At 47.4% G+C, this 15,870-nt stretch carries 14 protein-coding genes; 7 read left to right on the top strand and 7 right to left on the bottom strand.

Annotated features, from left to right (window positions below; all coding sequences use genetic code 11):
• Positions 1-212: 212 nt before the first annotated feature.
• The 3 genes from ACUJFL_RS00615 (at position 213) to lepB (ending at position 2,598) form a co-directional block, all read left to right on the top strand.
• Entirely contained in the window at positions 213-1,400 is a 1,188-nt protein-coding gene (locus ACUJFL_RS00615; protein ID WP_445428193.1) for a GGDEF domain-containing protein, read from the top strand.
• A 152-nt stretch (positions 1,401-1,552) separates the two neighbouring features.
• Positions 1,553-1,720, top strand: a complete 168-nt coding sequence (locus tag ACUJFL_RS00610; RefSeq protein WP_445428192.1) for a hypothetical protein — start codon at positions 1,553-1,555, stop codon at positions 1,718-1,720.
• A 173-nt stretch (positions 1,721-1,893) separates the two neighbouring features.
• Positions 1,894-2,598: a signal peptidase I gene (lepB, locus tag ACUJFL_RS00605; protein WP_445428191.1), complete on the top strand. Its 705-nt coding sequence runs from the start codon at positions 1,894-1,896 to the stop codon at positions 2,596-2,598.
• A 363-nt stretch (positions 2,599-2,961) separates the two neighbouring features.
• Here the strand turns inward: lepB and ACUJFL_RS00600 are convergent, their stop codons facing one another.
• From ACUJFL_RS00600 to ACUJFL_RS00590, 3 genes are read right to left on the bottom strand one after another with little or no spacing between them, the layout of a single operon-like run.
• Positions 2,962-3,636, bottom strand: a complete 675-nt coding sequence (locus ACUJFL_RS00600; protein WP_445425752.1) for a response regulator transcription factor — start codon at positions 3,634-3,636, stop codon at positions 2,962-2,964.
• Positions 3,637-3,668: 32 nt separating this feature from the next.
• On the bottom strand, positions 3,669-4,745 hold the full coding sequence (locus ACUJFL_RS00595) for a sensor histidine kinase (RefSeq protein ID WP_445428190.1): 1,077 nt from the start codon (positions 4,743-4,745) through the stop codon (positions 3,669-3,671).
• A 12-nt stretch (positions 4,746-4,757) separates the two neighbouring features.
• Positions 4,758-6,242 (bottom strand): TrkH family potassium uptake protein, encoded by a 1,485-nt coding sequence (locus tag ACUJFL_RS00590; RefSeq protein ID WP_445428189.1) that lies wholly within the window; start codon positions 6,240-6,242, stop codon positions 4,758-4,760.
• A 183-nt stretch (positions 6,243-6,425) separates the two neighbouring features.
• Between ACUJFL_RS00590 and ACUJFL_RS00585 the strand changes: the two genes are divergently transcribed.
• From ACUJFL_RS00585 to ACUJFL_RS00570, 4 genes are all read left to right on the top strand, one after another.
• Positions 6,426-7,079, top strand: coding sequence for a potassium channel family protein (locus ACUJFL_RS00585; RefSeq protein ID WP_445425749.1), 654 nt, complete (start codon positions 6,426-6,428; stop codon positions 7,077-7,079).
• 27 nt (positions 7,080-7,106) lie between these two features.
• Complete coding sequence (locus tag ACUJFL_RS00580; RefSeq protein ID WP_445428188.1) at positions 7,107-8,474, top strand: TrkH family potassium uptake protein; 1,368 nt, start codon at positions 7,107-7,109, stop codon at positions 8,472-8,474.
• Positions 8,475-8,678: 204 nt separating this feature from the next.
• Entirely contained in the window at positions 8,679-9,095 is a 417-nt protein-coding gene (locus ACUJFL_RS00575) for a hypothetical protein (protein WP_445428187.1), read from the top strand.
• Between the two features lie 352 nt (positions 9,096-9,447).
• Positions 9,448-9,858 (top strand): DUF3703 domain-containing protein, encoded by a 411-nt coding sequence (locus ACUJFL_RS00570; RefSeq protein WP_445428186.1) that lies wholly within the window; start codon positions 9,448-9,450, stop codon positions 9,856-9,858.
• Positions 9,859-9,932: 74 nt separating this feature from the next.
• Here ACUJFL_RS00570 and ACUJFL_RS00565 read toward each other — a convergent pair whose 3' ends face one another.
• The 4 genes from ACUJFL_RS00565 to ACUJFL_RS00550 all read right to left on the bottom strand — a co-directional run bounded on the left by ACUJFL_RS00565 (position 9,933) and on the right by ACUJFL_RS00550 (position 15,859).
• Positions 9,933-13,055: an efflux RND transporter permease subunit gene (locus ACUJFL_RS00565; protein WP_305976155.1), complete on the bottom strand. Its 3,123-nt coding sequence runs from the start codon at positions 13,053-13,055 to the stop codon at positions 9,933-9,935.
• Between the two features lie 9 nt (positions 13,056-13,064).
• Entirely contained in the window at positions 13,065-14,111 is a 1,047-nt protein-coding gene (locus ACUJFL_RS00560) for an efflux RND transporter periplasmic adaptor subunit (RefSeq protein ID WP_014611698.1), read from the bottom strand.
• Positions 14,112-14,189: 78 nt separating this feature from the next.
• Positions 14,190-15,434: a TolC family protein gene (locus ACUJFL_RS00555; protein ID WP_305976153.1), complete on the bottom strand. Its 1,245-nt coding sequence runs from the start codon at positions 15,432-15,434 to the stop codon at positions 14,190-14,192.
• 50 nt (positions 15,435-15,484) lie between these two features.
• Complete coding sequence (locus ACUJFL_RS00550; protein WP_445428185.1) at positions 15,485-15,859, bottom strand: cobalt transporter; 375 nt, start codon at positions 15,857-15,859, stop codon at positions 15,485-15,487.
• Positions 15,860-15,870 lie beyond the last annotated feature (11 nt).

Raw genomic sequence — 15,870 nt, 5'->3', positions numbered from 1 at the left:
AATGAGTACAAATAACGGCTTTAGACCTTGCTAAATCTTAATGAGTGTCAAAATGTTGCCAGCATTCTTCGGAAAGCTTGCGGCTTTTTATGACTAACTGTATAAATCAGGCAGGGTAGCGGTTGGCTAAGGCTCACCCAACCAATGGCCTTATTTAAGGCACCGAAGAGTTTTTGCTGTGCGCTTCGCACCCTGATCTGGGTTTACTGTTAATGCCGTTATTTTTGTTATCACCCATTTTTATGTTGTTACTGGTGCACTGGCAGTTTGCGCCACAGGCTGCCGCGATTAGCCAGTTATTTCCTGTGTTAGTGTATGCGATGTTGCTGTTAACCGCAGGGTTGGCGGTGCTAATGCGGCAATGGCATTGGTTGTACAGTGCCGTATTGTTAGCTAGTCATTATTATGTGGTTGAAATGGCGCTGGCCAGTGAGCAACTTGCAGCAATAACGATGTTTCTGCCCTTGCTGATCACCCTGTTATTTGTGTTACTGCAATTAAAACCTAAACCACAACCTAGCACGCTATCAGGCGTGTTCCTGCTGCTTGTCATACTGTTTGCACCGCCCGCCATGCTGGTATTACCGCTTGCTGATATTGTGACGCAGTTATCCCTGCCGGAAACGTTTTTAAAGCCGGTTTCTGACAGCGTTGCTATTAATTGGGGCACCCTTTGGTGGATGGCCTTAGTGGCGACGGGCTGGTTAAGCATGCTCAGTTATCATAGTGCTAATGGCCAGCGTTGGGGGCAGTTTGCGGCGTGGTTAGCGCTGATGCTGTGTTATCCCTTTATCTTGTTTGAGCAAGCCGCCGGTTGGGTCACTTTGGCGGCAGGTTTAAGTTTGCTGCTCAGTTTAACCAGTCAGATGCTGCACTTAGCTTATATTGATGAACTGACCCAATTACCTCAGCGGCGAGCGCTGCTGAACCACTTAAGTCGCTTAGGTAAACGCAGCGCGGTGACCATGCTAGACGTTGATCACTTCAAAAAGTTTAATGATACTTATGGCCATGACGTGGGCGATCAGGTGCTTAAGTTGCTTGGCTCGATTTTGGCAAATCAGTCGGGTTTAACGGCTTATCGTTATGGCGGCGAAGAATTTACCTTGGTGTTTCATCATAACAATCAACAAAAGCTGGCTGAAAAGCTAGAGCAAGTGCGTGAAGCCGTGGCAGAGTATCCATTGGTGATCCGTCAGCAACAGCGACCCTCCGACAGTAAAGATGGCAAGCAACAACGCGGCAGTGCCGCAGCAAACAAAACCGTGCATGTCACCATCAGTTTAGGTTGCGCCTTGCGCAATAGCGGTGAAAGTACCGAGCAATTACTAAAACGCGCCGATGAAGCCCTGTATAAAGCGAAAAAAGCCGGGCGTAATAAAGTGGCGTTTGCTAGCTGATAACAGCGGTATAAGACGTTGTTTTGTTTGAAGCTGAGTGTTTAACTTGCAGTTGCTTAGGGTGCAAATTTTTCAAGTCGGTGACGAATTTACAGTCTAAACTGTCAACTTCCAGGTGGTAACACCTGAACCTTAAGTAGGGGGAATATACTGTGAAAAAAAATTTACTAGCCATACTTACTGCACTTGCCATAACCGCTTCATACTTTTTGTTAAATGCGGTTTCCCCAGAGATGACATTAGGTATCAAGGCCACGTTGATGGCGGTAATCGCCACAGTGTTTTACATGCTTTTCGCAGCGCTACTAAAGAAAAATTAAATTCGATTGTGAGATTCATCGGAAGCCATCTGATGAGGTCTCGTTAAACGCCAAGTACTGTAGCGATTAGCTGATCAGGCTATCGGTATCTGACTCCGAAGCTTTTCCCGAAGCTTTTTGGATCGTAATTTATTGTACCAATGGCAAGGTTTTTAAATATAAAGGAACGCTGAGTGAAAGAGACAAGAAATCTTAAATTTGTTTTTTTTAACTTAACTTTCTTTACTATATGCTCCTACATGCTTCATAGCTACGTTATTTACTTTGGTTTTCTTTATGAGCTTTTATCAGCAGTGTTGTTAATGATTTTAGCTTTTATGCAGAGCTTCGCTGTATTTAAAAAAAGAAGGTCACTTGGCGTTATCTATTCAATAACCGCGCTCATGATACTATTTTATTCAATCAGGGTGGGCGGAATTAATGGGTATTATACAACCTATGCTACTGGGCTCTCTAGTTATCCAACAGTGAATGATGGTGACTATCTGATGGTGTCACCAATGTTTATGAGTGTGAGAAGAGGTGTTTTCATCCATTTTCAGCTTGATGACGGGCGGGATTTCGCAAAACGTCTATATGGTTTACCCGGGGATAAAATACATATTTGTAATAATTCAGTTTATGTTAACAACTACCACTATTCGCTAGCGAATGATTGGATTGGTGATCATATTAATGAGGGTCTTGTTTGCTCGTCAAGAAATCACAACTTCACTTTAGGAACGGATGAATTTTTTGTGCTTGGCGACAACACAGTTGCAAGTATAGATTCGAGGCACTTTGGGCCAATTAAAGCTACACATATTCGAGGAGAAATTATTTATAAATATGGTGCAAGATATGGGTTTAACAGTTTTTCTATTGACGAAAGTTTTTAGACTCTGACTTTTATTGAAGCATTTTTTTGCTGAATGCTATCAGATGCCGAGCTTTCAGAGCTTAACGTTTTCGCCGTTGGCGAGATACTTTCTTTTGCGTCGCCAAAAGAAAGTATCCAAAGAAAATGCGACCCCACTTCCGCGCGAAAGCCCAACTGGTCATGCGTTGTCCAAGGCGAAAACGTAACTCGCGCTATGCTTCGTCGCCGCACTCAAACACTCGTTTCTCTTAAAACCTAGGCCAACGCATGATCAGTCGGCTCGCTCAAAGGTCGACAAGATAACAAGTAACAACACCGCTAACAGTCCAATTCTCATGCTCTGCTCTCAGACAGACGACAATTCTTATATTCAGTCATAGTGTTAGCCCAGTGTCAGGCGATACCCGACACCAGGCTCAGTCTTAAGGTAACGGGGCGCTGCCGGCAGCTCTTCCAGTTTCTGCCGTAATTGCCCTATATGCACCCGCACATATTCAGGCCTGTCGATATAGACCGCGCCCCAGACCTGGCTGAGAATTTGATTATGGGTTAGCACCCTGTCCGCATGCCTTAGTAACAACAGCAAAATATCATATTCGGTTTTGGTAAGATGAATATCCTGCTCTGCCCGACTAACTTTGCGTTGTACCGGGTCAACCTGGATCTGTCCAAAACTAAATACCTGCTGCGAAGGTATGCTTTGGCGTAAGTTAGCCCGGATCCGGGCTAATAACTCGGCCGAGCTAAAGGGTTTTGTCACATAATCATTAGCGCCGTTGTCCAGTGCCTTTACTTTGTCTTGCTCGCTTTGTCGCGCCGAAATCACAATAACAGGCGTATCAGACCAGCTGCGTAATTGCTCTAACCAGAGCTGACCATCCATATCTGCCAGCCCTAAGTCCAATAAGATCAAATCCACGCTTTGCTGCACTAAATACTGCAGCGCCGGCAAACCTTGATCGAAACTCGCCGGTTGATAGGCTTTGGTTTTCAGCAAGGTAGTGAGAAAACTTTGCATCGCCGGATCATCCTCCAGCACCAAGATTCGTTCAGCCAAAGACAACTCCTTGTGGGGTGATACGGACATACTTAGACATCTGTTCGCTCCGGTTGCTCATGATCCAGCGGATGCTCAGGCCAACTCAGGCTAGCCGTAAAATACCCATTCTCGGCGACAGCCGCAGTAAAATGGCCTTGATGCAGGTGCATCACCGCTTTACAAATCGCGGTACCTAGGCCACTACTACTATCACGCTGCGCCTTGCGCTCGCTGACGACCGGATTTATCACCTGCAATCGATAGTTTCCCGCCTGCCGCATAAAGGTGATTTGCAGCGGTGGCTTACCATACTTAACTGCATTTTCCAGCATATTGGCTAGTGCAATTTCCAGTAAGGTCGCATCGGCAATAATGTCTGCGGCAGCTAACTGTATCTCGAACTGCTGTTCTGCTAACAGCATCGCTCGCCTTGCGATCGCAGCAGAGATGATATCGTTGATACTGTGGGCAGCCAACACCACAGAGCTTTGCATTTGCTGCACACGGCTTAACTCCATCACTTTATCGAAATGCGCATTCAACAAACTGGCTTGGCGATAAATATGACCTGCCTGTTCACGGATCTGCTCGGCAGTAAGCGTCACATCTTGCTCGGCTAGCATGCTGGAAGCGCCCATAATGGTTGCCAGTGGAGTACGTAAATCGTGCGATAAGGAGCGCAACATCATGGCGCGACTATGCTCAAGCTCGGCTTGCATTCTTGCTTGCCGGGCCTTACCCGCCAGTAATTGGCGTTGGCGCAAGTGTTTTTTGGCGCGGACCAGTTCGAAACGCAGCCGGCCAGATAAACGGGCAATAAAAATACCCAACAACAGCATTACCACGAAGGTGATCAAGTAATTGCCTTGATGTACAAATAAGGTGTAGTAAGGCTCAACAAAGAGAAAATTTAGTAACAGCACACTGATAAAGGTACAAATAATGGCCCAGCGTTGTCCCGCATATTGGGCCACCCAGGTTACCCACAACAGCTGTAACATAACGACATCGGTTGTGGTTGCCATCACCCGTGCCGGCAATAACAGCAAGGCAATAACAACTGGCATGACCAGCGTAAGCAGCACAAGTTGCCACCAGCTTACACGCTGTGCAGAACGATTCTTCATAATAAGTTCAACTTAATAACGCCAGTACATGGGCGTAAATAACAATAGCATAGTTAAAATCTCCAGTCTGCCCAGTAACATACCAAAGGTCAGGCTCCACTTTGCACCGTCGGGTAAGCCGGCAAAGTTACCGGCCGGGCCGATAATCTCGCCCATCCCAGGTCCAACGTTACTTACCGCCGTAGCCGCCCCGGTTAAGGCTGTGACCAGATCCAGTTCAAACATCGATAACACCAATGCCAGCGCAGCGATGGTGGCAAAATAGATAAAAGCAAAAGCCAGCACTGCGCCCAGCAGACTATCATCGACTTTTTTAGATCCATACTTCTGAACCCAAACCGCATTGGGATGGATGAGAAGATTAAATTGCTTTATCAATAAGTATCCCGCTAGCTGCGTACGAAAAATCTTTAGACCTCCTGAAGTTGAACCCGAGCAGCCGCCGCAAAATGTTAGATAAAAAAACAAAACCACTGCCATACTGCCCCAAAGCGTGTAATCTTCAGAGGCATAGCCACAAGTAGTAATGACCGACACTACGTTAAATACACTGTGCGTCAGCGCATCCCACCAAGGGCGCTGATGATGCCATACCTGATAAAGGCTTAACAGCAATGCCACCATCACGACTATCGCTAAAAAGGCTTTAACCTGCGGATCGCGCAGCAAAGCCCACTTGTCGCCTTTGGCCATGCCGACAAAGAGCACAAAAGGTAAGGCCGCTAACGTCATCCACAAACTGGCCAACCAGAGCAGCCAAGGTTTAGTATTAAAATGCCCAAAGGAAGCGTCGTAATTGGCAAAACCGCCGGTGGCGGAAGAAGTCATGCCATGAGTGATGGCATCAAACCAGGACATGCCCCCCAGTTTGTAACTCAGACTAGCAGCCAGCGTAATCGTCAGATAAACCAATAAAATATAGCTCGACAAACTGCTACTACGCGGCAGTATTTTTTCTGAGATATCAGAGCTTTCTGTTTTAAACAGCTTCATGCCGCCAATTTTTAACGCCGGTAAGATGGCAATCGCCATCACAATAATACCGATGCCACCAATCCATTGCAGCATAGCCCGCCAGAACAGCACGCCCTTAGACATCGTATCCAGATTGCTTAATACCGTAGAGCCGGTGGTGGTAATAGCCGAGACCGTCTCAAACCAGGCATCGGTAACGCTTAATCCTGGAATACTCAGATACAACGGCAAGGCAGAAAAAATACAAATACTTAGCCAGCACAGTGTCGTTAATAAGAATAAATAGCGTTTTTTCAGATGCACAGCACCACCGGATAGCATGACTAGCAACACTCCGATGATCACAGTTACAACGGCAGAAAGCAGAAAATTCCAGAACTCCCGCTCGGCAAAACTGAAGCTGACCATCATCGTTACTAACTGCGCTGCGCTAAGGCTCACCAATAAATAGCCCAATACCCGGTAGAAAAAATGCTGGGTGTGGGTCTGGCGATCGGCAAAAGAATAGGAATATGTCGACATAAACTACAACAGTTATCTGGATCAGTTTTTAGCTTATCCGGCGCAGAGAAGGCTTGCTGTAAAGCTTTTCTAAAGATTAGCGCCACGCCTATAAAGATTTTATAAAATTTCGCCGCCAAGGGCTGACATTCAGAGCTTTAGTGTCTTTAATGCTGTCAATTTCCAACCGGGAAAAAAGCGATAATGTCAAAATTTGCTGTAATAGGTCTGGGCCGATTTGGCTCTGCCGCTTCACTAGAACTGATGCGGCTTGGACATCAGGTCATTGGGATTGATAGTAACGTAAAGTTTATCAACCGGCTGGCCGACCACCTTAGTCATGCTGTGATAGCAGATGCTACGGACGAGCAGGCTTTAGCTGAGCTGGATATCCCAGGTTGTGATGCGGCGCTCGTTGCCATCGGCGAAAATCTCGAGGCCAGCATTTTGTGTGTGCTCAATCTGAAAAATCTCGGGGTAAGTCAGATTTGGGTAAAAGCCACCTCGAAAGCGCATCACACTATTCTGACTCGGCTGGGTGTCAGCCGGATCATTCATCCAGAGGAGGAAATGGGTGTCAAAGTCGCGCAAGCGCTGAACTACCCGATGGTGAACCAATATCTTGCTTTGGGGCAGAATCAGTATTTGGTAGAAATCGATATTATCCCGCGTTTGCAGGGTAGCCGCATTCAGGAATTACTCGCAGATGGTCAGGCCTTTGTCAAAGCCGTATTGGTAAAGCGACGCGATAAGGTTTTTTCGCCGGTACAGCCCGACTTCATGTTAGAGAGTCATGACAGTCTGGTACTGGCGGGTAGTCTGGACATTTTAAAGTCATTAGCCCCCAAATTAAGCTAATCAGACATAGCTGATGATATAACGACGATGAAAAACTGGTTGCCCCATAATCTGCCGTACAAGCGGCTTCGCCCTCTTAATCAGGTTAGATTGAAATTAAGCCCGCCGGCAGTGCTGGCACTGGGTTTTATGGCGCTGATCGCCCTAGGATCCTTGCTGTTAATGCTGCCGCTCGCTACGACAGCACCACTGACGCCATTACAGGCACTTTTTACCGCCACCTCGGCTGTTACTGTAACAGGGTTGGTAGTGGTTGATACCGGCAGCCACTTTACGATGTTTGGTCAGTTGGTGATTGCCGGTTTGATCCAGGCGGGTGGATTGGGGTTTATGACGTTTGCCGTAGTGGCGGTGATCAGTCTTGGCACCCGCATTGGCTTAACCCAACAGAAAATTGCTCAGGAAGCGATGAATCAAACCAGCCTAGCCCAGGTTGCGCAGATAGCTAAAGCCGTTTTACTTTATTCTGTGGTGATAGAAGCACTTGGCATCGTCTTTCTGACAATAGTCTGGTATCAAGAACTCGGTTTGTCGACTGCCTTTTATCATGCATTTTTCTACACCATATCTGCCTTTAATAATGCCGGCTTTGCGCTGGACAGTGCCAGCCTGATGCCTTATGCCGCCAGTATTCCGGTTAATATGATTATCAGTGGTTTGTTTATTGTCGGTGGCATTGGTTTTACCGTGCTGATTGACCTGAAAAAGCACCGTCGCTGGCAACAGCTCAGCGTCAACACTCGACTGACCCTGCTTGCAAGTCTTTACATAAATCTGCTGGCTTTTTTCTTGATCTGGCTGTTAGAAGCTCAGAATCCGGCAACTTTGGGCGCGATGGCATTATCGGAGCAGGCACTTGCGGCCTGGTTTCAGGCGGTTACCCCCCGCACTGCCGGTTTTAATACGCTGGATTACAGTCAAATGACGGACGCGACCAATGTACTGACCTTGTTGCTGATGTTTATCGGTGGTGGCTCACTCAGTACCGCCAGCGGTATTAAGCTAGGCACTTTTGTAGTGTTAATGATGGCGACCTATGCATTCTTGCGGCGGCGCGATGAGGTTTGCGTACTTCAACGGACGATTCCGCATCAAACAGTGATAAGGGCATTAGCCTTAACCTTCGTATCGCTGGCTCTGGTTTTTATCGCGATTTTCGCATTAACAGCATTAGAGCGTGCGCCTTTTCTGGATATTGCTTTTGAGGCAGTGTCTGCCCTCAGTACCGTCGGGTTATCACGCGGTTTAACGGCGGAGTTGTCGACACCCGGTCAATTTGTCGTGATCTTTTTGATGATAACCGGTCGTTTAGGGCCATTAACGCTCGCCTATTTTCTGGCAACCCCTAAACAACGTAAAAGCCGCTATGCCGAGACAAAAATTCAGGTTGGTTAATAAGAGGGACGCTTAAATGTTTTAATTGGCGCAAAAGATTTGTTGAATGTCGGCTTTTAGCTCGTAGCTGCTTCCGAGTAGTTAAGGCAGGTCAGTGCCACTAATTGACGTTGTTCTTAACACTCTGTAAGCTACTTTTACTCAATCAATTACATATTATTTAAAATGGAATTTGAACTGCGAGAACTCGGCCAAAGTGCTGGCATGAAATTAGCAAAAATCGCGATAGCGAATATCGTCATATTAGTTGCGACATTTATTGGTTACAGGTACTTGCCAGATATTCTTAATTTGGAGCTTCATGGCTCCGGTAAATTGATTGCCGTTATCGCTATGGTGCCAGCAATAGCTTTGGTAAGCACTATACAAATCGGATTACGGCAGCAACGAATTTTTGCTACTGGCGCCAACGGTATTAGATTTGGTGATTCTGTATCAGGGGTTCAGTCTTATTCCTGGGAAGACATTTCTTCTTTCAACTTATCACCCGACACGAAAGTACTCCATTTCGCTTCGGGTTGTATGGGCATTACCGAGACAATTCCGCTAAAGAAATTTGGCATTAATGAATTGCAATACAGTAGGCTGCACGAGTTATCTTCAGCTTTATTAAGGAATTAGTAAATATTTCAGCTTAGTGCCAAAAGCTGACATTACTGGTTTAATCAGTCACAATTCAAAGTTGTTTTACATATTGTTAATGTTCACTAAAATAGTGACAGCAGTATCGAAAATAACTATGTCAGTGACAAGGTATGCACTTTGGGGCAGATCCATTTGAAGATCTGCACTTTAATGCACATTAAAGTGCAGAATAGAATCTATGTCTTATCATTATCTAATGTATGTAGTCTCTAAAGAGTACACTTAAGTTAAGCTTTAATTTAATAATCAGTGATATGCTTCGCGTATCTTATTTAGCGAGCGAGGATTGCTCTTTTCTTTCGCAGACTCATTATCTTAGTGATAGTAAATGAATAAAAAAATTAAACATGAGTACCAAATCAGCATGCGCTCAGCCATGGAGGCTGAACAAGTCAATGATTTAGACAATGCGTTTAAGTCTCTTGAAAGAACGCATATTTTAGGGCAGAGATATTTTATACCGCATATAGCGACGCACTGGCAGATGTTGCGGATTGGGCTTAAACGCAATGATAATCGCGAGGTTATTGGTCAGATCGTCCGTTTGATAGCAACGGTTCCGGGTTTTATATTTGGTTGGGTTCCAAGGGGAAATCCTGGTGGGGCGAATATCTCTGCTTTAAAGCCAGTGCCCTTGCCAGCTGACTTGCAACCCTTGCTAGCTGACAGCCCCATTTGGCGGGACGTCTTAATACGCCTGACTATTTACGCGGTTATCGTTTTAATCGTATTGGCATAAACACCCATCTTATTGCCAAAACGTTCGAAAGCCTGCTTCGCTGAGCATTGGGCTACAGCGAAGCAGATTAATGATTATTCCGTTTGCTGTTTGCGGCTATCGTTTTTGTGTACCAAATGATATAGCACTGGCAATACCAGCAAGGTCAGTAAGGTTGACGAAATAATACCGCCAATCACCACTGTCGCCAGCGGACGCTGCACTTCTGCACCGGTGCCAATATTAATCGCCATCGGCACAAAACCAAGGCTCGCGACCAAAGCGGTCATTAGCACAGGGCGCAACCTGGTAAGCGCGCCTTCCGTTATCGCAAGCAGCAAGTCACCTTTTTCACGCCAGAGATCGCGAATAAAGCTCAGCATGACCAGGCCGTTCAGCACCGCCACACCTGATAATGCGATAAAGCCAATGCCGGCAGAGATTGATAAAGGCATACCGCGCAAATACAACGCCAGCACGCCACCGGTAAGCGCCAACGGCACACCGCTGAAGATAATCAGCGCATCTTTTAATGACGCAAAAGCCATCACCAGAATACCTAAAATCAGCAGCAACGTAACAGGCACCACTATGCTAAGGCGCTGACTTGCTGACTCCAATTGCTCAAAAGTACCGCCATAATCCAGCCAGTAACCGGCTGGTAATGCAACGTCGCGGTTGATTTGGGCCTTTACCTCTTCTACAAAACTGCCAAGGTCTCGCCCACGCACATTCGCGGTTACCACTACCCGGCGTTTGCCATTTTCACGACTAATTTGTGCCGGCGCAGGCGATAAATCTAAGGTAGCCACTTCCTGCAACGGCACAAAGTCCCCATTTGGCAATGGCACCGGCAACACTGCCAGTTTGTCCAGATCGCGACGCAGGGTTTCCGGCAAGCGCACTATCAGCTCAAAGCGTCTGTCACCTTCATACAGAATACCGGCCGACGTACCACCAATTGCCGCTGCTACCCAATCCTGTAGTTCAACCACATTTAAGCCGTAACGGGCAAGCGCGGTTCGATTGGGGATCACCGACAAGGTTGGCAAACCAGTGACTTGTTCGACTTTAGTATCCGCAGCACCTTGCACCTTGTTGACCGCTTGCAGAATTTGATTAGCGCTTGTAACCAGCTGATCTAAATCATCACCAAATACCTTAATACCCAGATCTGCCCGTACACCGGAAATCAGTTCATTAAAACGCATCTGAATAGGTTGGGTAAATTCATAGTTATTGCCAGGCAATGTCGCCAAAGCAGCTTCCATTTCAGTGACCAATTGGGCTTTGGTTTTATCCGGATTGGGCCATTCACTGCGCGGTTTTAATATCACAAAGTTGTCAGCCACATTGGGTGGCATCGGATCGGTCGCCACTTCTGCCGTACCAATTCTGGCAAACACTTTATCAACCTCAGCAAAGGTTTTGATCTTCTGCTCCAGAATTTCCTGCATTGCAACGGCTTGTTCTAAGCCGGTGCCCGGAATACGCATGGCATGTAAAGCGATATCGCCCTCATCAAGCTGAGGCACAAACTCCGATCCCAGGGTGGTGGCCAGCCACAGACACACACCAACCAGAGCACTGGCCAAACCGATGACCAGAGCGCGCCATTTCAGTGCCAGCGCTAATAGCGGTGCGTACAAGGTTTTAGCGCTTCTGATAACCGCACTTTCTTTTTCACTGATTTTACCATTTAAGAACACCGCCACAGCGGCTGGTACAATCGTCAGTGACAACACCATGGCGGATAACAGCGCAATAACGACAGTCGCTGCCATAGGATGAAACATTTTACCTTCGACACCGGTCAGCGAAAAAATAGGGATATACACTATGGTAATGATGGCCACACCGAACAAACTGGGCCGGATAACCTCTGCTGTTGCCAGATACACTGTATTTAAGCGCTCTCTCAGCGGTTGGATACTGCCGTTGTGTTGTGCCTGTGCCAGGCGGCGAACCGCATTTTCGACAATAATCACCGTGCCATCAACAATTAAGCCAAAATCCAGCGCACCCAGGCTCATCAGGTTGGCAGAAACGCCGGCTTGTACCATGCCGGTAATGGTCATCAGCATTGATAGCGGGATCACTGCCGCAGTGATTAACGCTGCCCGCAGGTTACCCAGCAGGATAAACAACACTACGATCACCAATAATGCGCCTTCCAGCAGGTTTTTACTGACGGTTGCAATGGCTTTATCCACTAAGGTGGTGCGGTCATATACTGCTTCAGCAATAACACCCTCTGGCAGAGAGCTTTTGCTCTGCTCCAGCTTTTGCGCCACATCCCGTGCCACTGTGCGTGAGTTTTCACCAATTAACATCATGGCTGTACCCAGCACCGCTTCTTTGCCATCCTGAGTTGCCGCACCGGTTCGCAGCTCTTTGCCAATGGCAACGTCGGCAACGTCACTCAGCTTTACCGGTATAGCGTCGTATTGCGTAATAATGACATTGGCAATGTCATCCAGTGAGGTTAACTGACCGGGCGAGCGTACCAGCAGTTGCATGCCTTCACGTTCAATATAACCAGCGCCTCTGTTGTCATTGTTGGCTTGCAGGGCCAGCTCAATATCCTTAATACTCAGGCCATAATTAAGCAGTTTCAGTGGGTCGGGTAACACATGGTATTGCTTGTTATAGCCGCCAATACTGTTTACTTCCACCACACCTTTAACTTGTGCCAGCTGAGGTTTTATTATCCAGTCCTGAATTTCCCGCAGTGCCATGGCATCGTAAGGTGAACCATTTTGTTGCAGTGCACCCGGTTTGGCCTGCACGGTATACATAAAGATTTCACCAAGCCCGGTTGAAATAGGGCCCATTTCAGGCTCTATGCCCTCAGGCAACATATCCTTGATAGCGCCCAACCGGGTGTTGATTAGATTGCGGGCAAAGTAGATGTCCGTGCCTTCTTCAAATACCACCGTTACCTGTGACAAGCCATAACGAGACAAAGAACGGGTATAACTTAAATTGGGTAAGCCATACAGGGCAGTTTCTACCGGATAGGTAATACGCTGCTCGGCCTCAAGTGGCGAATAACCCGGTGCTGCGGTGTTTATTTGTACCTGAACGTTAGTAATATCCGGCACTGCATCAATCGGTAACTGTTGGTAGCTCCAGCTACCAATGGCAATAATCAACAGTGTCAGCGTTAAAAATAGATACCGCCTCGCAATAGCCAGGCGCAACATGGATTCAATCATAGTGCCCCCTTAATGCGCGTGCTCGGCTTCAGATTTCTCAATATCCGCTTTTAACAGATAGCTATTTGTCGTGACATACCACTGGCCGGGCTTTAAACCGGCAATCACTTCGACATAATCCATGTCGCTACGGCCAAGCTGTAATGGGGTAAAGGCATATTCGCTATTGTTTTTTACGAAGACTCCGCTTTTATTGTCCAGTATTTGAATGGCCGACTTTTTAACGGCAAGCTCAACGTTGAATTCACCGCTTATTACAGCACCCTCGATTAATTGCCCGGACGACAGTTTACCGTCACGGTTATCCAGCTTAACTCTGGCCAGTTGATAGGGCTGGGTTAATGACGGAATGATATGCGCAATTACGCCGTTAATCTCAGTGTCAGCGGCCATAATGACCACTGTTTGTCCTGTCGCGACAGCAACTTGTTGTGATGGGTACACGCGAAAATCGGCCCACAGGCTGCCAAAATCAGCAATGCTGAACAGCGTCTGCTGCTGTGCGATTTCACCAACATTGGCGCTGCGCTGAATAACAACGCCGTCAATTGGTGCTTTAATGGCATAGGTATTTAAGCTCTCATTTGACTCGACAACGGCCAGCACATCGCCTGCTTTTACGCTGTCACCCAGTGAGAATTTCACCGAGGTAAGAAGACCGGGAAAACGGGCATTAACATGGCTTATGCGGTTTGGATCAGCACTAAGCTTGCCATAAACCACCTGATGTTGGCGTAATAACTGGCTGTCAGCACGATCAGTGACAATATTTACCGCCGTAGCCATATCATCACTAATGCGGCTGCTTAGGGTTTCATTGTGTTCATGCTCGTCGTTTTCGTCGTGCCCTTCATGCTCATTGTGTTCTTCATGTTCTTCATGTTCTTCGTTCTCGCCGTGTTTTTCGTGCTCTTCATTTTTCTTAGCGTCAGATTGCGGTTTTACCGCTTGCTCTTTGGCATGGACATGCGCATGTTCTTGCTCATTGGCAGCCATTACTTGCATCGGCATCAGCCAGGCTGCAATAAACATTGCCAGTGTTAGATGTGACTTCATAATGCTATCTTCCTGTATATTCTGTTTGCCACGTCGCACAGTTAATGAAGTGCGGCACCGGGGCAATAATCTTGTCAGTTACTGCGTTACCGGCTCGGCGGTAAGCTGTTCAATCGTCGCCTGGCTCAATAGCACCGCAGTGGCGGTTTCCAGTATTTGTCTTTTTGCCTGCAACAATTCTTGCTGGGCATTAAGCCAATCTTGATAATTTGAGCGCCCGCGCTGGTATGCATCACGCGTAAGATCCAGCGCTTGTTCCAGGTTGGGGATCACGTACTGCGCCAACTGTTGGTGACTGGTAATGAATTGCTGCCGTTGCGAGTAGGCATCAAACAAGCGTTCATGCAGGATCAGTAAGCTATCCTGCTGCCGATACTCGACATTGTTTCGCTCTGCCAGCGCAGCTTCGATGGCTGCACTATTGCGACGTTCAGCAAATAATGGCACTGAGATACCAAAGGTAAGGCCTGTATCGTCACTGGCCTGATAGCGTCTTACCCCTACTTGCCAACTCAGATCTGCGCGGTTTTGGCTTTGCGCCAGTCGCACTTCAGCGTCTTTTAACCGACGTTCAGAGGCAAAAATGGTTAACGCCGGCGATTGTTGCAGCCGCTGATACAGCTCGGCAAAAGGGCGGCTTTGACCAAAAGCAAACAAATTACCTGCCACAACGTTAAAGTTGGCGCTGGTATCACCCCAAAAACGTGCTATGGCTATTTTTTGCCGCTCAATGCGCTGCAACAGGGCGTCCCGCCCGATCTGAACCTGAGCCAGTTGCGCCTTTGCCCGCATGATTTCAGCATCTGACAAGGCACCGCTGGCGGCACGTTTTTCTGCGCTTTGCAGCAGGGCTTCTGAGAGCTCTACTGCCTCTTCTGTCAGTGTCAATTCCTGCTGGCTGGCCAATAGATTAATATAATTGCGGGTAAGTTCGGCCAGCACATCGAGGGTTTGCGCTTGTTGCTGCCAATCAAGAGTATTGAGCCTGGCGTCTACTACCGCAGCGCGCCACTGAGCTTTGTTATCCAGCTCTATCACGGAAGATAAGGCGACTGTCAGCTCAGCACCGGCCAGCCCTCTGGCCTCTCCGGTGCCCGCAACGTTCTCAAGCTCTACACCGAGTTGATAACCGGGTTTAAGGCTTTGCACATCACGCTCTGCCAGCAGTCGCTGTTGGGTAAATTTAAACTGATGCAGCTGCGGGTTGTGTTGCAGTGTTTTATCTATTGCCTGTTGTAATGTCAGTGCTTGCGGCTCGGCACATAGCGGAAGCGCGCAAAATACCGCCGCCAGTATTGCTGGCAGCATTAGTGTCATACGCATGGGTATGCTCCTGAAAGTTAATCGTTAATAAAAAGGATAAACAAGCAGGATCAGATATTTGGCGGCGGCACCGGTGGGCGATAGCTAATGAGGTTTAACCCTGGTTGGGTAGCGGCTATAACGCTGTCACGGAAGTTAAGCACCTCCATGCCCTGAAAAAAAGCGATATAGCAGGTGACATGAGCATGATTACTGTGTTCGTCGGTATCATGCTCAGAGTTATGTTCAACGTTATGTGCAGTGACTTGCTCACTGCTTACGTCGAAAAGGGTATCTGAGTGGCAGTGTTCATGTTGCAGGTCAGTGTAGGTATGGGCATGATCGGGCAAATGCATAACTAACGCATCACAGGCCATCACGGCATGATTCAGCATAGTCAGCATAGTCAGCAACAGTAATAATAAGCCTGATGTACGACCTAACATAAATCCCTCAG

The organism is Alishewanella sp. HL-SH05, from assembly GCF_052655985.1.
This window is presented reverse-complemented; position numbering and strand designations above follow the sequence as displayed.